This window comes from Microbacterium sp. MYb62 (assembly GCF_002979475.1).
Classification (GTDB): Bacteria; Actinomycetota; Actinomycetes; order Actinomycetales; family Microbacteriaceae; genus Microbacterium.
Map to the genome: position 1 here is coordinate 1 of NZ_PCOY01000037.1, position 18,012 is coordinate 18,012.

Annotated in this window: 15 protein-coding genes and 1 pseudogene; 12 read left to right on the forward strand and 4 right to left on the reverse strand. The window is 68.4% G+C overall.

The window, feature by feature from the left end; translation table 11 throughout:
- The first annotated feature begins 198 nt into the window (after positions 1–198).
- From CQ042_RS19685 to CQ042_RS19710, 6 genes are all read left to right on the forward strand, one after another.
- Positions 199–1,350 (forward strand): DUF4185 domain-containing protein, encoded by a 1,152-nt coding sequence (locus CQ042_RS19685; protein ID WP_105672138.1) that lies wholly within the window; start codon positions 199–201, stop codon positions 1,348–1,350.
- 174 nt (positions 1,351–1,524) lie between these two features.
- Positions 1,525–2,892, forward strand: a complete 1,368-nt coding sequence (locus CQ042_RS19690) for an ABC transporter substrate-binding protein (RefSeq protein WP_105672139.1) — start codon at positions 1,525–1,527, stop codon at positions 2,890–2,892.
- A 74-nt stretch (positions 2,893–2,966) separates the two neighbouring features.
- Positions 2,967–3,893, forward strand: coding sequence for a carbohydrate ABC transporter permease (locus CQ042_RS19695; protein ID WP_105672140.1), 927 nt, complete (start codon positions 2,967–2,969; stop codon positions 3,891–3,893).
- Positions 3,894–3,903: 10 nt separating this feature from the next.
- A complete protein-coding gene (locus CQ042_RS19700) occupies positions 3,904–4,788 on the forward strand; it encodes a carbohydrate ABC transporter permease (protein WP_258132368.1) in 885 nt (294 codons plus the stop codon).
- 45 nt (positions 4,789–4,833) lie between these two features.
- Entirely contained in the window at positions 4,834–5,934 is a 1,101-nt protein-coding gene (locus CQ042_RS19705; protein WP_105672142.1) for a DUF4185 domain-containing protein, read from the forward strand.
- Positions 5,931–6,305, forward strand: a complete 375-nt coding sequence (locus CQ042_RS19710) for a hypothetical protein (protein WP_105672143.1) — start codon at positions 5,931–5,933, stop codon at positions 6,303–6,305. The genes CQ042_RS19705 and CQ042_RS19710 overlap by 4 nt, the downstream gene beginning before the upstream one ends.
- 7 nt (positions 6,306–6,312) lie before the next feature.
- Here CQ042_RS19710 and CQ042_RS19715 read toward each other — a convergent pair whose 3' ends face one another.
- Positions 6,313–7,446: a glycoside hydrolase family 172 protein gene (locus CQ042_RS19715; protein WP_105672144.1), complete on the reverse strand. Its 1,134-nt coding sequence runs from the start codon at positions 7,444–7,446 to the stop codon at positions 6,313–6,315.
- A gap of 102 nt (positions 7,447–7,548) precedes the next feature.
- Here CQ042_RS19715 and CQ042_RS19720 point away from each other — a divergent pair, with 102 nt between their 5' ends.
- The 5 genes from CQ042_RS19720 (at position 7,549) to CQ042_RS19740 (ending at position 15,155) form a co-directional block, all read left to right on the forward strand.
- The gene (locus CQ042_RS19720; RefSeq protein ID WP_105672145.1) at positions 7,549–8,532 is read left to right on the forward strand and encodes a LacI family DNA-binding transcriptional regulator; all 984 of its coding nucleotides are present in this window, start codon (positions 7,549–7,551) and stop codon (positions 8,530–8,532) included.
- A gap of 282 nt (positions 8,533–8,814) precedes the next feature.
- Positions 8,815–10,308 carry an FGGY-family carbohydrate kinase gene (locus CQ042_RS19725; RefSeq protein ID WP_105672146.1) on the forward strand — a complete coding sequence of 498 codons (1,494 nt, stop codon included), beginning with the start codon at positions 8,815–8,817 and terminating at the stop codon, positions 10,306–10,308.
- Entirely contained in the window at positions 10,305–12,902 is a 2,598-nt protein-coding gene (locus tag CQ042_RS19730; protein WP_105672147.1) for a GH116 family glycosyl-hydrolase, read from the forward strand. The genes CQ042_RS19725 and CQ042_RS19730 overlap by 4 nt, the downstream gene beginning before the upstream one ends.
- Entirely contained in the window at positions 12,899–14,533 is a 1,635-nt protein-coding gene (locus CQ042_RS19735; protein WP_105672148.1) for a fucose isomerase, read from the forward strand. The genes CQ042_RS19730 and CQ042_RS19735 overlap by 4 nt, the downstream gene beginning before the upstream one ends.
- Before the next feature lie 181 nt (positions 14,534–14,714).
- Positions 14,715–15,155: a DoxX family protein gene (locus tag CQ042_RS19740; protein ID WP_105672149.1), complete on the forward strand. Its 441-nt coding sequence runs from the start codon at positions 14,715–14,717 to the stop codon at positions 15,153–15,155.
- A 21-nt stretch (positions 15,156–15,176) separates the two neighbouring features.
- Here CQ042_RS19740 and CQ042_RS19745 read toward each other — a convergent pair whose 3' ends face one another.
- Together CQ042_RS19745 and CQ042_RS19750 are read right to left on the reverse strand one after the other, a co-directional pair.
- The gene (locus CQ042_RS19745; RefSeq protein ID WP_105672150.1) at positions 15,177–15,422 is read right to left on the reverse strand and encodes a hypothetical protein; all 246 of its coding nucleotides are present in this window, start codon (positions 15,420–15,422) and stop codon (positions 15,177–15,179) included.
- Between the two features lie 185 nt (positions 15,423–15,607).
- On the reverse strand, positions 15,608–16,642 hold the full coding sequence (locus CQ042_RS19750) for an endo-beta-N-acetylglucosaminidase (protein ID WP_181157650.1): 1,035 nt from the start codon (positions 16,640–16,642) through the stop codon (positions 15,608–15,610).
- A 121-nt stretch (positions 16,643–16,763) separates the two neighbouring features.
- On the opposite strand from CQ042_RS19750, the gene CQ042_RS19755 reads away from it, so the two are divergent.
- Positions 16,764–17,786 carry a LacI family DNA-binding transcriptional regulator gene (locus CQ042_RS19755; protein ID WP_105672151.1) on the forward strand — a complete coding sequence of 341 codons (1,023 nt, stop codon included), beginning with the start codon at positions 16,764–16,766 and terminating at the stop codon, positions 17,784–17,786.
- 1 nt (position 17,787) lies between these two features.
- Here CQ042_RS19755 and CQ042_RS19760 read toward each other — a convergent pair.
- A pseudogene (locus tag CQ042_RS19760) lies at positions 17,788–18,012 on the reverse strand (glycosyl hydrolase); the annotation flags it as partial.

Below are 18,012 nucleotides of genomic sequence, written 5' to 3' on the forward strand. Positions count from 1 at the left end.
CGGAGCAGGCCGCGGGGGCCGGGGATCGGGAGGATGCCGATCCGGAGGCCGTCGGCGTGGCCCCAGCGGGGCTCGGATGCGGGGTCGCCGGATGGGCGGGGCCACCGCTCGGCGCGGGAGTCGGACAGGCCGAAGACGCTGGTGTGTTGAAATCGATTTCGCTAGATTCGGGTTCATCATCGCCGATCGAGGAGGATCATGCCCCGTGTCACCATCGAAACCCGCCGGACCGTCGTCGCGGCATCCGTCGTCCTCGTTCTCTGCCTCGCCGGGTGCGCCGGAGGAGGCGGAGTGAGCGTCGACCCCGATCAGGACAAACCCTTCGTGCTCGGGGGCATCTCTGGCCTCACCGAGATCGCGCAGCTCACCGGCCCCGACGCGATGAACGACACCGCTGCGGTGTCGGTCGCCGGCACGGATCTGGGCTCGATGACCAACGTCGGGGACAAGACGTTCTTCTTCTTCGGCGACACCTTCGGCGAACGCGACCCCGAGTCGATCGGGGGCCAGGGCGGCTTCTGGCGGTCGAACGTCGCGGCGTGGACGACGGATGACGACCCCGCCGACGGCATCGGGTTCGAGGGGTGGGTGGAGGACGACATCGGTCTCGCCGCCCCGCTCATCGAGGGCGATCACGACGCCAACGGCGCCGGCGGCGAGGTCACGAAGATCCCCACCTACGGCTTCGCGATCGGCGACACGATCTACGTCTCGTACATGTCGGTGCGGTTCTGGGGCGAGCCGGGTGCGTGGGATGCGAACTACGCGGCGCTCATCGTCTCGCGGGACGACGGGCAGTCCTGGGCGCCGGTCGAAGGCGTGGAGTGGCCGGGGGATTCGAACTTCGTGCAGGTCGCGACCGCCGAGGTGACCGACGGCGGTCAGGACTGGATCTACTTCTGGTCGATCCCGTCCGGGCGGTTCGGGGGCGTGCAGCTGATGCGCATCCCGGCCACCGAGGAGGCGGTCGAGGACCAGGCGGCGTACTCGTACTTCGCCGGCGTCGACGGCGAGACGCCGCAGTGGAGCGAAGACCTGGCGGATGCCGAGACCATCGTCGAAGGGACGATCGGCGAGCTCTCGGTGATGTGGTCGACGTACCTCGAACGCTGGATCATGACGTACTCGGATGCCGGGAGCGCCTACATCCGCGAGGGCATCACGCCGTGGGGCCCGTGGGGAGACCCGATCGAGGTCGTGCCGGGCGCCGACTATCCGGGTCTGTACTCGCCGTATCTGAATCCGCGCTATGTCGACGACGACGGGAGGCGGATCTACTTCACGCTCTCCCTGTGGGACCCGTACAACGTGTTCTGGTTCTCCGTCGACCTCGAGCGCGCCGACTCGTGACCTGGGTCGCGCCGACTCGTGGGAGAGGACCGGATCCCTTGCGTATGAAATCGATTTCGCCTAATCTGACGCATACCCGGTCACTGAGGATCCACGGGCGCGGCCGGTGTCCGTCGGCGGCAGCCGAACACACAGCAGCGACTCGACGAAGAGTCCGTTCCTGAGGAGGAACCCATGAGAATCACCACACGTACGCGCAGGGCCACGCTCGCCGCTCTCGGCGCGCTCACGGTCGGCACGATGCTCGCCGCCTGCGGCTCCGGCACGCCGGGCGAATCGGCGGGCGACGGCGGCGGAGAGGACGGCGTCACGACCGTCCAGTTCTGGCACCGCAGCTTCACCCCGGTCGAGAACGAGTGGTACGCCGACATCGTGAAGAAGTTCAACGCCTCGCAGGACAAGATCAAGGTCGTCGACACCGAGGTGCCCGCCGACGCCTGGGATCAGAAGATGAAGGCCGCACAGGCCGCAGGCAAGGCGCCGGACCTCTACACCAGCTCCGCGAACCTGTACGACCTCGTCAACGCCGGGCAGGTGCACGAGCTCGACTCGATCGTCCCGAAGGAGGCGCTCGATGAGATCCTCGACAACGCCACCTCCATCTCCGAGATCGACGGCACTCACTACGCCTACCCGCTGCTGCTCGAGCCGCAGACGGTCCTGTTCTGGAACACCGACATGCTCGACGCGGCCGGCGTCGACTCCTCGGCAGCGCCGGAGACCTGGGAGGACCTGCTCGCCGCGTGCGCGAAGATCCAGCCCACGCTCTCCGACGGCCAGTACTGCATCTCACCGGCACAGGATGCCGTGACGCTCGCCTGGTCGACCGTCGGGCAGCAGTACAACTTCGCCGGCCACCTGGCGCTCACCGACGACTGGACCGCCCCCGACATCGACAACGACGGCTATCGGGATCTGATGGCGCAGTACAAGGAGCTGTGGGACAAGGGATACATGCCCAAGCAGCCGCTCGCCGCCTACGTCGCGGGCGAGGACTTCGGTCAGAAGAAGGTCGCCTTCAAGGTCTCCGGCTCGTGGATGATGTCCGAGATCGGCTCCGACTACGCCGACCTCCTCCCCAAGACGGGCGTCGGGGCCTTCCCGAGCTCGGCGGATGCCGACGGTCGCACGGCCACCACGATGGGCAACTTCACGTGGGTCGTCGACGCGAAGAGCAAGTCCCCCGAGGCCGCAGGCGAATTCCTCTCCTGGGCGATCGCGGGCGACCCCGAGAACCTCGTCCCCTTCTTCGTCGACACGCAGTTCACCAAGGTGCCGGTGCGTCAGTCGGTGCAGGACGCGGTCGCGTCGAGCGAAGAGGCGGCGAACGCCCCCTGGTCGAGCATCATCGTCGACGACATTGCCCCGGACGCCATCGCCGGATCCACCTACCCGTGGGATGTGAACCTCGCCGTGGGCACCGCGATGGAGTCGGTGATGAAGGGCTCGGCATCCGCGGATGACGCGATCAAGACCGCGGATGCGGCGATCCAGACCGTGATCGACCGTGACGGCCTGCCGGACAAGGCGCCGAAGAACTGACACCGCTCGCTGTTCGGGGGCCGGGGGTCCCGGTCCCCGAACAGTCACGCATCCGACATCACGACGAGGTGGATATGGCCAGTCAGGCTGTGGAAGAACGCCGGGCGATCCGGCAGCGGAAGAACCGCTATCGCTATCGGGACAACAAGACCGCGTACTGGTTCCTGCTACCGCTGGTGCTGCTGCTGGGGATATTCGTGATCTGGCCGGCCATCTACGCCGGATTCCTCTCCTTCCAGGACTGGAGCTTCTACAAGGACCCGGAGTTCGTCGGGATCCGCAACTACCAGAACGTGCTCAAGGACCCGCTGTTCCTCGCCACGATCGGCCGCGGATTCCTGTTCGTGCTGATGACCGTGCCGGTCATGCTGGTCCTCGCGTTCCTGTTCGGGAGCCTCGTCGTGACCGTGTCGCGCCGAGCCGCCAGCTTCCTGAAGGTCAGCATCTACATCCCGACGATCATCTCCGCCGTGATCGCATCGATCATCTTCGTGCTGATCTACAACTACTCCGGCGGGCTCCTGAACGCCTTCCTCGGCCTGTTCGGCATCGACCCGATCGCCTGGATCGGCGACCCGAAATGGGCGCTCCTGGCCATCGCGGTCCCCGCCATCTGGCTCGGCATGGGCCTCACCTCGCTCATCATGGTCGCGGCCATGGTCGACATCCCCGCGGAGTACTACGAGGCCGCCGCGATGGAGGGTGCCAACTGGTGGCAGAAGACGGCGTACATCACGATCCCGCAGATGAAGAACGTGATGCTCTACCTGCTCATCACGGGCTTCGTCGCCGCGATCCAGCAGTTCGAACTTCCCCTGGTGATGACCCAGGGCGGGCCGCTCGACTCGACCACCCTGCCGAACCTCTTCATCTTCAACCACTTCCGCCTCGACGTGAACGTCGGCTACTCCATCGCCGCGGCCCTGGTGCTGTTCGTGGTGCTGGGGACGATCTCCGCGCTCGTGTTCAAGTTCGTCAACTCCGAGAGGCTGGTGGACTGAGATGGCCGTCATGCAGGAGACCACACGCATCGTCCTGGCCGGCAAGGAGCCGCGCTCGCCCCGGCTTCCCCGCAGCACCGGCGGATGGCTCGTCGCCGTCGGCAAGGTGATCCTCGGCGCGCTGTTCATCATCGCCTCGCTGTTCCCGCTCGCCTGGATGGTGATCGCCGGGTTCAAGTCGAAGACCGAGGTCGTCGAGACCCCCTTCCAGTTCTTCCCCGAGGTGTGGCTCTGGCAGAACTACGCGCAGATCCTCGCCGACCCCACGTTCCTGCGAACGCTCGCGTGGACCCTGTTCGGCGCCGTGCTGTTCACGGTGGGGAGCCTCGCGGTGAACTCGCTCGCCGCCTACGCCTTCGCCCGCCTCGACTTCCGTTTCAAGGGCACGATCTGGGCCATCGTGATCACCACGATGTTCATCCCCGGCATGACGATCCTGCTCACGAGTTTCATCGTCGTCACCCGGTTGTCGATGCTCGACACCCTCGCGGTGCTCGTGATCCCCGGGCTGGCGAGTGCCGCGATGGTGTTCTTCATCCGGCAGTTCTACCTCAACATCCCGAAGAGCCTCGAGGAGGCCGCGATGCTCGACGGCTGCGGCCGATTCGGCATCTTCGTGCGGATCTTCCTGCCGCTGTCCAAGCCGCCGTTCGTGGTCATGGGGATCACCGCGTTCCTCGCCTACTGGAACTCGTACGTCTGGCCGATCCTGACGATCACCTCGCCGGACAAGTTCGTGCTCCAGCAGTACCTGGCGACGTTCCGGTCCGAGCGCAGCACCGAACTCGGGCTGCTGATGGCCGGATCCGTGCTCGCCGCGGCACCCGTGATCATCCTGTTCCTGATCTTCCAGCGCCAGATCATCGGCAACATCAAGATGGCAGGTCTCAAGTAGTACGAGTACGAGCACGACACCATGCGGTACCGAGAGGAGAGGTCGATGGAGACCGAGAGCACGCAGGGGCCACGGATCAGTCGCAGGGGAGTGCTGCAGGGGGCAGCAGTGGTGGGAGCGGCGTTCTTCGCCTCGACCGCACTGCCGGCGCCGGCGGCAGCCGCCGGGCTGACCGTGTCGCGGATCACGGTGCTCGCCGGTACCCAGAGTCCCGTGCAGTACGGCATCGGCGCGACCGACCTCGGCATCCCGGTGCGCACACCGGACGGCCGGATGCTGTTCATGTTCGGCGACACCTGGGCCGACGGCGTCGGCGGCGCGAACTGGCGCTCGCCCGTCGCCCTGTACTCATCGACGACAAATCTCGCTGCCGGTGTCACCTTCAACGGGAGCGCCGGTGCCGGCGCGGACACCCAGGGCGTCGCACCGCAGCTCTGGTACTACCCGCACGACGCCTACTTCACCACGGTCATCCCGTCCGACGTGATCACGATCGGCTCCCGGATGTACCTGCACGCGATCGTCAACGGCCCGCACTTCGGCGCCGTGCGCTGGACGGAGCTGTGGAAGTCGGACGACAACGGCGCGACCTGGCAGCACACCGGACTCCAGTTCCCCGCCGACATGGCCGGCGGGAAGTTCCAATGCATCACCTGGGGCGAAGGCAGCGACGGCTACGTGTACATCTACGGGACCGGCTTCCAGCGCGACAAGGGCATCGTGCTCTATCGGGTGCCCTCGAACGACATGACGACGCTCTCGGCGTACCAGCCCTGGGGGTTCGCGAACGGCTCCTGGGGGTGGGGCAAGCCTGTCACCGAGGTGCTCTCCGGCCAGTTCGGCGAGATGTGCCTGCGACCGCTCGGCGGCAAGTGGATCCTCACCTGGTTCAATTCGGGGGCGTACCGGATCGACGCGATGGTGCTGAACACCCCGACCGACAACCTCCACACCGCCGCGAAGACCACCCTGCTGCACGGCACCGAGTGGAACACCGAAGACGCCTCGCACGTTGCACAGCTCTACGGCGGGTACATCATCCCCGGGTCGACCCTGTCGGACCTGCACCTCAGCGTCAGCCAGTGGAACACGGGGAACAACAGCGTCTACCACTCGGAGCAGTTCCGGGTGCAGGGACTGGTGTGACGCTCCTCTCCCTCACGGGTGCCGGCGGGACGGGGAAATCGACCGCGCTCGTCGCCCTGGCGAGGCTCGAATGGGGGCGCCCGTTGGACTGCATCGAGTTCGACTCAATCGGCGTCCCCGAAGGTGCGGACACCGAGTGGCGTCACGGTGCGATCGAGCACTGGGTGCGGGTCGCCGTCGACGCTCAGCGAGAGGGGCGAGACGTGCTGCTCTGCGGCCAGGTACCGCCGGGCGAACTCCTCGCCGCGCCCTCTGCCGACCTCCTCGACGGCCTGAAGGCGTGGCGGCGCAGGTGGAGGCCTGGGCGCGCGCGGTGCAGGGCGGTCGGATCCCGGCGATCGACCTCCGGTAGCGCGCGCCCGTCCGCCTGAACCTCCCTCAGTCCAGCGGGGCGCGGGGCGGTGTCGAACCGATGTCGGGAACCGGGGCGGTCCCTAGGTGCACCTCCAGGTCGTCGGCCGTCGGCGTCTTCGGACGGCGGGCGGTCGGCCGGTCGAGGTAGAACAGCGCGGTCGAGGCGATGTCGTCGCGCAGCGGCAGATAGCGCCAGCCGCTGCGCCAGCCGAGCGCCTGGATGTCGACCTTCGGGATGCCGGTCGCGAAGTGGATCGGGTCGAGCAGGTGCCAGCGGTACATGCCGAACCGCTGCTGTGACACATACAGCCCGTCGGGCCGGATGACCTGCGGCATCCCGAGGTAGGTTGTGGAGAACTCGGTGTAGCCCTGCCCGGGGATGTCGAAGTTCCAGGCGCCGCCGAAGTAGTCCTCTGTACCAGTCCCGCAGATCGTCGGGTACTCGGTGTCGTCGTCGAGGTAGAACTTGATCTCCCCCTCGCCCCACCAGCCGTTGGAGTTCACCCCCCAGGCGATGTACGTGCCGACGTACTGCCCCTGGCCTTCGATGCCCTCGAGGATCACGTGCGGGGTGAGGTCTTCCAGGGGGTTCGAGCGCCGCCACTGGGCGTGGAAGTAGGCGTCGGTCGAATGGTCCCCGCCGACCTCGTACGTCACCTGGTAGTAGACGCGGACGTCGACGACCGAGGTGTTCTCGATGGTCAGCCTGGCGCCGTCGCGGAACGGCATCGGCCAGTAGGAGTTGAAGCCGCCGTGCGGATTCGCGGCGATGGTCTGCGAGTTCACCTGCGCGAAGACGCCCCAGCCGTTGCAGAAGAAGTCGCCGTAGGGGACTTCGACGGCCGGCTCCTCCGCGCCGTCCCAGTAGGCCCGCAGCAGGAGGGTGCGCCAGTTGTCGGTGTGCGTCGTGATCCAGATGTGGGTGATCTTCCCCGCTCCCTGGATGCTCGCGAGCTCGAACGTCTCGCCCGCCTTGATGTCGATGCTGGGGGAGATCTTCCAACCGGGGCCGAGGTCACGGGCGTTGGTCGCGCCCGTGCCCTCGGTCGCCCGGCCGCCGCCCCCAGCGGATCCGTCGAAGTTCTCCGGTGAGATGGATCGGGTCTGGACCTGTCGCAGCGCTGCGAGGGATGCCAGGTCAGAGGGTGCAGAAGTCATGGGCGCCAATGTAATCGATTTCAGGCGAGAACTCCAGGATCGGGATCGTGCGCGATACTGTTGCATTCACGTCCGGCTCGACCGGACAGGCAGTGAGGGTGCATGGCCACGATCTACGACGTCGCGGAACTCGCGGGGGTCTCTCCCGCGACCGTCTCGCGTGTGTTCAACGGCACGAGCGTGTCCGAAGAGAAGGTCGCCGCCGTCCGTGACGCCGCGGCGAAGCTGAACTTCACGCCGAACCGCACAGCGAGGACGCTGCGTCGTCAGAGCTCCGAGGTCATCGCCCTCGTTATCCCCGATATCGAGAACCCCTATTTCACCGAGATGGCGCGCGGCGTCGAGGACGTCGCCTCGGAGGCCGGCTACTCGGTGGTGCTCTGCAACTCCGACGCGCAGCTCGAGAAGGAGGCGACCTACCTCCGCATCGCGATCGCCGAGCACATGTCGGGCATCATCATCGCGACCGCCGACGAGCAGTCCAACCTCGACAGCATCCTCGCCACGGGGCGGCCGGTGGTGGCCGTCGACCGCAGCACCACCTACGACATCGATGGCGTCGTGATGGCCAATCGCGCGGCCGGCACCTCGGCCACGCGGGATCTGATCGACGCCGGGTACCGCCGCATCGCCTACATCGGCGGGCCCGAGCACATCGACACCGCGGCCGAGCGCGCCGCGGGCTGGCGGGCGGCGCTGGCCGCCGCGTATCCCGACCTCGATCTCGACGAGCTGGCGCGGTTCGCCACCTTCCGGGTCGACGGAGGCCGTGCCGCGATGGAGGAACTGCTCGCCCTCCCCGACCCGCCGGACGCGGTCGTCGCCGGCAACAACCTGATCGGGGTCGGTGCGATCCAGGTGCTGACCGAGCACGGACTCACCCCTCCGGCAGTCGGTGTCGCGGTCATCGGCTCGCTGCCGTTCACGACGCTCTCACCCAGCGCCGTCACGGTGGTCCGCCTGCCGGCACGGCACATGGGTGTGACGGCGGCGCGGATGCTGCTCGAGCGCATCAAGGGCGATCGCCAGCCGGCGAGGACCGTCGTCCTGCGCAACGAGGTGCAGCCCGCGACTCCGCGGAGCTGAGCGGTCTCAGCGAGACCCCCGGAAGCGCGTCGCCAGATTCGCGACCTCCTTGTCGAGGTCTTCGAGTCCGCGGTCGATCGAGTCGAGCCGTGCATCGAATTTCGCGTCGAGGGCGTCGAACCGCGCCCGGTGCCGTAGCGCACCGATCCCGCGAACCGTGAAGAAGGGGTTTTTCGCACCGATCGTGCAGGAGAGGCCCGACCTCCTTGCGGCTTGAAATCGATTTCGCGTACAGTGGCCACAGGTTTCAGATTCTGTGGCTCGGGTTTCAAGGAGGACGCCATGCGCTGCACCCTCGGGGTGGACATCGGCACATCCAGCAGCAAAGGCGTGCTGGTGGGTGCCGACGGCACGATCATCGCGTCGGCGACCCGTGCGCACGAGGTGAGTCGTCCGCACACCGGGTGGGTCGAGATGGACGGCGACATCTGGTGGCAGGAGTTCGTCGAGCTCGCGCGGGAACTGCTCGAGCGCGCACCGGAGGCCGAGATCGCCGGGGTCGGCGTGAGCGGCATGGGGCCGTGCATCCTGCTCGCCGATGAGGACGACGAGCCCGTGCGTCCGGCCATCCTCTACGGCGTCGACACCCGCGCCACCGCGCAGATCGAGCGGATGACCGCCGATCTCGGCGCGGACGAGATCACCCGGATCGGCGGATCGGCCCTGACCTCGCAGGCAGGAGGCCCCAAGATCGTCTGGATCGCGGACGAGGAGCACGACCCGTGGGCACGGGCCCGTCGTCTGTACATGCCCGCGTCGTGGCTGGCCCGCAGACTCACCGGCGCCTATATGCTCGACCACCAGTCGGCGAGCCAGGTCTCGCCGCTCTACGACATCGAGAACGAACGATGGCACGGGGCCTGGTGGGCGCGATATGCGGAGAATCTCGAGCAGCCCACGCTGGCGTGGGCCGGCGACGTCGCCGGCCAGGTGACGGCCGAGGCGGCGGCGCTCACCCGGATCCCCGTCGGCACCCCGGTGATCACCGGCACGATCGATGCCTGGACCGAGGCCGTCAGCGTCGGCGCCCACGAGCCGGGCGACCTGATGCTGATGTACGGCACGACCATGTTCATGGTCCTCACCGGTGAGGAGACCCTGCGCACGCCATCGATGTGGACGACGGCCGGTGCCTTCGCCGGCACCCGGAACCTCGCGGGCGGCCTCTCGACCTCGGGGGCGCTGACCGCCTGGCTCAAAGGCCTGACCGGCACCGACTATCCGCAGCTGCTGGCCGAGGCCGCGGAGTCCGGCCCCGGTGCCGAGGGGCTGCTGATGCTGCCGTACTTCGCGGGTGAGCGCACACCGATCCAGGACCCCGATGCCCGCGGCGTGATCGCCGGCCTCACGCTCGAGCACACCAGAGGCGATCTTTACCGGGCGGCCCTCGAGGCCACGGCGCTCGGTGTGCGGCACAACGTCGAGACCATGCGCGCGGCCGGTGCCGACATCCGACGGATCGTCGCGGTCGGCGGCGGCACGCAGGGGCAGCTGTGGCTGCAGGTGGTCTCCGACGTCACCGGGCTCGTGCAGGAGGTGCCGGAGACGACGATCGGCGCGAGCTACGGCGCAGCCTTCCTCGCGGCCACCGCGGTCGCCGCGCCCGATGCGGCACCGCTCATCACGGACTGGAACCCCATCGCGCAGACGATCCGCCCCGACGAGGCGCTGCAGCCGCTCTACGACACCCTGTTCGACCGGTATGTGCGCCTGTACGAAGGGTCGAGGCGCGTCGTGCACGAACTCGCCGCCGCGCAGCGCGAGGTCTCCGCATGAGCCGCGGACGGCGCGCGCCCGCAATCCCGCACACCTCGCAGGCGACCGCGTTCCCCCTGGGCGGCATCGGCACCGGCAACGTGTCGATCGGCGCCCGCGGCGAGCTGCGCGACTGGGAGTTCGAGAACCTTCCGGACAAGGGGCGACGCAACCCGCACTCGTTCTTCGCGATCCACGCAGCGCCGGAGGGCGGCACGGCCGTCACGCGCCTGCTCGAGGCGCGCCTGACAGGTCGGCACGACGCGGATGCCGGGTACGCGTTCGATCAGCTCGCCGGACTCCCGCGCCTCGATGCCGCATCGCTGCACGGCGAGTATCCGGTCGCGGACGTCGACTTCACGGATCAGACCCTTCCCGTCGAGGTGTCGCTGCACGCCTTCACCCCTCTCGTCCCCCTCGACGCCGACTCCTCGGGCATCCCGGCGGCCGTGCTGCGCTACCGCGTGACCAACCCCGGCGCCATGCCGGTCGCGGTGACGATCGTCGGCAGCGTGTCGCACACGGCCGGCCGGGGGACGCCAGGACCGGACGCACCGTGGGGGATGCGGGCGACGCAGACCGTGCGCTGGCGCGACGACGGCACGGTGCGCGGACTCGACTTCGGGGTCGACCTGCCGCAGGACGACCCCGGCTACGGCACGCTCAGCCTCACCACGACGGATGCCGCGACAACCGCCAAGCCGCAGTGGGTCACCAGCTACTGGCCAGACGGAGCGCGACTGTTCTGGAACGATCTGACCGACGACGGGCTGCTCTCCGCCGAGCCGCGCCTCACGCTCGAGGACCGCCCGCGCGGGCTGTTCGCCGAGCTCGACGCCGATCCGGATGCATCACCGCTGACGGAGGAGCAGATGCTCGCCAAGCTGCCGCGGCTGCGCACCGGTTCACTCGGCATCGTGCACACCCTCGCCGCCGGGGAGAGCCGCGACTTCGAGTTCGTGCTGTCGTGGAGCTTCCCGAACCGTCGACGCGGGTGGGCCGGGCACATCGTCTTCGCGGATCCGCACATCGACGAGATCGTGCAGAACCACTACGCGACCCTCTGGCCGGATGCATGGGCGGCGGGAAGTCACCTCCACGAGCACCTGTCGCAGCTCGAAGGCGCGACCGACGCCTTCGTCGAGGCGCTGTACGGCGGGAGCCTCGATCCCGTGCTGGTCGATGCGATCGGCGCCAACGTCGCAGCGGCCCGCTCCACCACCGGATTCGTGCTCGCCTCCCCGCGCCCCGAGCTGGGCGACGGGCCGGTGTTCGCCGCCTGGGAGGGGTCCTTCGACCACGGCGGCTCGTGCGAGGGCACCTGCACGCACGTGTGGTCGTACGCGCAGACGCTCGCCTGGCTGTTCCCCTCGCTCGAGCGCAGCGCACGCCGCGCGGAATACCTGCTGGAGACAGACGAAGCCGGCGCCCAGAAGTTCCGCGGCAACCGCATCTTCGGCGGGCCCTCGTGGTTCATGGGCCCTGCGGTGGACGGCCAGCTCGGCACCCTGCTGCGACTGCACCGGGAATGGCGCTTCAGCGGCGACGACGACTTCCTGCGCGAGCTGTGGCCCGCCGCCTCCCGCACCCTCGACTACGCCATCCGGGAGTGGGATCGCGACGGCGACGGCCTGCTCGACGGCGAGATGCACAACACCTACGACATCGAGTTCCACGGCGCGGAACCGCTCGCGAACGGCGTCTACCTCGCCGCACTCCGTGCCGGGGCCCGGATGGCGTCCCACCTCGGGGAGGCCGATCGCGCCGAAGCCTGGAACGCCAGGGCCGACCACGTCGCCGCCGCCATGGACGAGACGCTGTGGAACGGCGAGTACTACCGGCAGGTGATCGACGACCCGGACGCGCACCGGTACCAATACGGCGACGGGGTGCTGTCCGATCAGCTGTTCGGCCAGTTCCACGCCTTCGTGAACGGACTCGGGCACATCCTCCCCGCTGACCGCGTCGACTCGGCGCTCGCCGCGATCGTCGCGCACAACCACCGCGACGACCTCTCCGCGCACGAGAGCACACAGCGCGTCTACGCGCTGAACGACGAGGGCGGACTGCTGCTCGCCTCCTGGCCGAACGGCGGACGGCCGGCGATTCCGTTCGTGTACTCCGACGAGGTGTGGACCGGCATCGAGCATCAGGTTGCCGCCTCCCTCCTGTACGCCGGCCGCGTCGACGACGCCCTGCGCATCGAGCGCTCGCTGCGCGCCCGGTACGACGGCGGCCACCGGAGCCCCTGGAACGAGATCGAATGCGGCAACCACTACGCCCGCTCGCTCGCCTCCTGGGCGCTGCTCCTCGGTGCGAGCGGCGCACAGTGGGACGCCCCGAACAGGGTGCTGTCGTTCGCGCCGGCGACCGCCGGTCCGCTCCGCTGTCTGTTCACGACGGGTACCGGCTGGGGCCGCGTCGAGCTCGACGACGACGCCCTCACCCTTCACCTCGACGGCGGCACGCTCGACGTCGCCGAACTGCGGCTGCACGGTCGGACGCTCGGCCGTGGCATCCGACTCCGAGCGGGCAGCGCGTCGACCGGCGCGGCGAGCCATCGCTCCCCACTCACCCCGACCCTCAGCCCGACACCAACACCGGAGGCATCATGATCACCTACACCCTGCCGACCCCGGCATCCCGCCCGACCTCCGCGCCGAAGACCGCCTATCTCATCACCTCGGGCGATCTGCGCGAGTCGGCGAACGTCGCCGGCTGGCCGACCCAGGTCGAGTTGGAGGCCGGTGTCACCGGCGTCCTCGACGCGCTCGGCTGGCAGGTCATCCGACCGTTCGGGGTCGACCCCGCCACCGGACACGGATTCATCTCCAGCCAGCGGATGGGTCTCGAGGTCTTCCGGAGCATCCCGGTCGATGCGCCGCTGGTGGTCGCGATCGCCAACTGGCAGTACTCCCATCACGTGCTCGCCGGCCTTCGCACCCACGAGGGGCCGATCCTCACGGTCGCGAACTTCGCCGGCGACTGGCCCGGCCTCGTCGGGCTGCTCGGCCTGAACGCGGGCCTGACCAAGATGGACAAGCCCTACGCCACCACCTGGTCGGTCGACTTCACCGACGAATGGTTCCGCGACGGCATCAGGGAGTGGACCGAGACCGGAGCCATCGCGCACGACGCCTCGCACGTGCGCCCGCTCCCCGTGCTCCCGGACAGCCCGGAGAAGCAGCTGGGAGAAGCGCTGGCGGCAGAGCTGCTCGCGGAGAAGGCCATCATCGGCGTCTTCGACGAGGGCTGCATGGGCATGTACAACGCGATCTTCGACGACGAGCTGCTGAACACGACCGGCATCTACAAGGAGCGGCTGTCCCAGTCGGCCCTGTACGCCGAGATGCTGAACGTCACCGACGACGAGGCGGATGCCGCCTACGACTGGCTGGTCGACGCGGGCATGACCTTCCGATACGGCGAGGACGCCGCCACCGAGCTCACGCGCGAGCAGGTGCAGTGGCAGCTGAAGATGTACATCGCCGCGCTCCGCATCGCCGACGACTTCGGACTCGACGCGGTCGGCATCCAGTACCAGCAGGGGCTGAAGGATCTGGTGCCGGCCTCCGACCTGGCCGAGGGGATCCTGAACACCACCGAGCGTCCGCCGGTCACCTCACGCGACGGTTCGCGTGTGCTGCACGAGGGGCGGGCGTTCCCGCACTTCAACGAGGCCGACGAGGGCGTCGCCGTCGACGCGCTCGTGACCGACCGGGTGTGGCGAGCGATGGGTCTGGTGCCCGACAACACGCTGCATGACGTGCGCTGGGGTGAGGATTACGACGGAGAGTTCGTCTGGGTCTACGAGATCTCGGGCTCCGTCCCGGCCTCGCATCTGGGCGGGTGGCCGCACGCCGAGGGCTGGCGGCAGGGGCATGTGTTCTTCCCCGCGGGCGGCGCCACCATCAACGGCGTGTCGAAGCCGGGGGAGATCGTGCTGTCGCGGGTGTTCATCGCCGACGGCATCCTGCAGGCCGACATCTTCCGCGCGTCGGTCGTCGACCTGCCGGACGAGGAGACCCGGCGCCGCAAGGACGCCACCAACCCGGAGTGGCCGATCGCCCACGTGGTGCTGCACGGCATCTCGCGCGACCAGTTCATGGCCAGGCACAAGGCCAACCATGCGCAGCTCGTCTACGCGCCGGACGCCGAGACCGCCGACCGGGCCCTGGTCGCCAAGGCCGCGATGCTCGCGGGCATGGGGATCAAGGTCAACCTCGTCGGAGACGTCGCCCTCTGAGCGCTGTAGGGGACGGATGCCCTATACGTCCGTCCTCTACACGTCCGTCCTCTACACGTCCGTCCTCTACACGTCCGTCCTCTACACAGGGGATGGAAAAGTCCTCTTCCTAGCGTGAGGGGCAGGGAACAGCCCTGCTCCGCGCCTGGCGCGGTGTCCTGCCACGAAGGAACAACTCCTCATGACGAACACCACTCGCCCCTCTGCCGCCGCCTCGCTGGGAATCCTCGTGATCCGCGTGGTCGCCGGTGCGATCTTCGCCGCCCACGGCGCCCAGAAGATCTTCGAGTTCACGTTGCCCGGCACCATCGTCAGTTTCGCGGGGATGGGGGTCCCGCTCCCGGAGATCGCCGCCCCCGTCGTCGCCTTCGTCGAGCTGATCGGCGGGATCCTGCTGATCCTCGGCCTCTTCACCCGGCCGGTCGGCATCCTGCTCGCGATCGACATGGTCGTCGCCATCATCGCCGTGCACCTTCCCGCGGGACTCTGGGTCGGTGATGGCGGCTACGAGTTCGTCGCCGTCCTCGGCGCCGCGGCTCTCGCACTCGCCTTCACCGGTGCCGGGCGCTACTCCCTCGACGGGGCATTCCTGCGCGGTCGGGTGCCGGCCTGGCTGAGCTGATGGCTGGGCTCGCGGTTCTGCTCACTGCGACCGCCAGAAGCGCACCGCGAGGTTCGTGAGCTCCTTGTCGAGGTCGTCGACTTTGGACTCGATGCGTCCCAGTCGTGCGTCGACGCCGTCGATGCGTGCCGAGAGGGTGCCGTCGATGCGACCGGTCTCGGCGCGGATCACGTGGCTGAGCTGCATCGTCATGAGCGTCATGCCGCCGAGCATGACGGCGGCGAACACCCCGATCAATGTCCATACCTGCGGATCGTTCAATCGCATGCCTCCAGTCTGAGTCCGGGTCGCCACGTTGTCACGGTATTCCGGTGGCCGGCGGCTCTGGAGCCGGGCATTGTGAGCAAGTCGGCGTGGCGCGGGGCGGTGCAGCAAGAACGGGGCGGTGCAGTACGAACGGAGAGGAGGGAGGGGCGCCATGGCCCTCCCTCCTCTTCTTCGTCTCTGTCGTGTCAGCGGGACGTGACCGCCTGGTCCTGTCGCTCGATGAGTCGTGTGCTCCAGGAGAAGTCCGACTCGGTGATGGTGTCATCGCCGGGGAGCTTGCCGTCGCGGTCGACGGCGTAGGAGAAGATGCCGCCCTTCGTCGCGCCGGTGGGCTGCCAGTCGGCGTACTGGGCGGCTCGCGAGGAGGTGAACGGCTCGGTGGTGTCGCCCCAGTCGTGGCCGCGCTCCTCGTAGAAGGAGAATCCGATCAGGTACTGGCAGGCGTCGAAGTACGGCGCGTAGCTCTCCCACGTCGATTGCAGTCCGGAGACCGAGCGGCCGTACGACTGCACCAGGACGTACGAGACGTAGGGCGCGATCTGTGCCGTGAGCGGGTGCGTCCCCTCCTGGTTCGTGTCGTAGATGAAGAGCCGGTCGGTGCCGGACTGCGGTCCGAGGTGCTCAGACAGGGCCCGGAAGACGCCGGCCACGCGGGCGACCTGCGCCGCCGTGAGGGAGCGTTCCATGTCGACGTCGAGCCCGTCGAGTCCATCGTCCGTGACGTACTCGGCGAGGATCTCGTCGGCCGCCGCCGCGTACGCCGCGGGAGTGTCGGCGCTGGGCGCGTCGAGGATCACGCCGATGTCGACCGTGCGGACGACCTGGGTGCCCTGTGCATGGAGATTCGGCACGTACTCGTTCTTCAGCACATCCCAGAAGTCCGAGTCATCGCTCACGTAGGCGTTGAACACGAACGCGACGTCGACCCCGGCGGGGAGGTCGTCCATCCGCTGGGTGTTGTTCGCCGGATTCTCCGGATCGTTCTCGCTGCCCGGCCACGAGGCGTTCGCGTCGCGCCAGGTGCGGTAGTACGCGAAGTACTGCGGGTCGGCGGCGCACGAGGAGGCGGACGCGCCCTCGGATGACGCAGCGGTCGCCCCTGTGGATGCAGGCGCGGATGCGGATGTGGATGCGGATGCGGATGCGGACGCGGGCGCGACGGCCACCAGCACTGACGCGGCGAGCCCTGCGGCTGCGACGGCGGACCATGACTTCTTCATCTTCACTCCAGACTTCGTCGTCGGATCGCGTTGGTTAAGCGATTTAGTGGCACGGTAGCAGGGATGGACTGTTGTGCACAGTCCAAGTACCGCTTTCGACCTGTATCGCTACAGTTGGGGCATGTCCAAAGCGAAGCGCGTGACCATCACGGACATCGCTCGGCTGGCCGGGGTGTCGCCGGGAGCCGTGTCGTTCGCGCTCAACGGGCGTCCCGGTGTCAGCGAGCAGACCCGGCAGCGCATCCTCGACATCGCCGAGGAGCATCAGTGGCTCCCCAGCTCCGCCGCGAGGGCGCTCGTGGGGGCCCGTGCCGGCGTGATCGGATTCGCCGTCAACCGCCCGGCCGACACCCTCGGCACCGAGGCCTTCTTCACCGACCTGATCGCCGGAGCGCAGTCCGCTCTCGCCGCCAACCGCATCGCGATGCAGATGGTGCTCGTCTCCTCGATCGAGGAGGAGGTGGCGACCTATCGCCGTTGGCGCAGCGCCAATCAGGTCGACGGCGTGATCGTGATCGACCCGCGCGACGACGATCCCCGTCTTCCGGTGCTCCGCGACCTGCCGCTGCCGGCGGTCGTGATCGGCAGTGACGCCTCGGAGGCGGGGAACCCCGCGACGATCTGGCTGGACGACAGTCAGGTCGCCCATTCGCTCTTCGACTACCTGGTGGCGCTGGGACACCGCTCGATCGCGTATGTCGCCGGTCCCGCCGAATTCCAGCACACGCGCCTGCGCACCGACGTGCTCAGGGGACTGAGCGGCCGGGGTGTCGGGGGAGAGGTGATCGCCACCGACTTCTCGCCGGTCGCGGCATCCGCCACCATGCGCCGGCTGCTGAGTCGTGCCGTCCGACCCACCGCCGTCGTGTTCGACAACGATGTGATGGCGATCGCCGGACTCCGAGTGGCCCAGGAGATGGGGCTGTCCGTGCCGGCAGACCTCTCCATCGCCTCGTTCGACGATTCGGTGGTGGCCGGGCTCGTGCATCCGTCGATCACATGCATCACCCGCGACACGTTCGGGCTCGGCGCGGATGCGGCGGAGTTCCTGCTCCAGCAGATCGACGCCGCCGACATGCTTCCCGATCGGGTGGCCGCCGTGCCGCAGCTCACGGTCCGCGAGAGCACGGCCGCTCCGCGCTGAGTCAGACGACCGTGTTGCGCGACGCGTACTCGGTGCGCTCGACCACAGGGCGGACCAGTTCGGTGATGCCGCGTGCGGCCAGGACCTCGGGCTTCGCCGCATCCGTCGACGTGATGATCGCGGGATCGGCGCCGGCCTCGCACGCGTCGACCCAGGCCTGGAAGATCGTGCCGCCGGGGCTCATCGCACCGCGGCTGATCGGTGTCTCGTCCTCGTCGACCTCGAC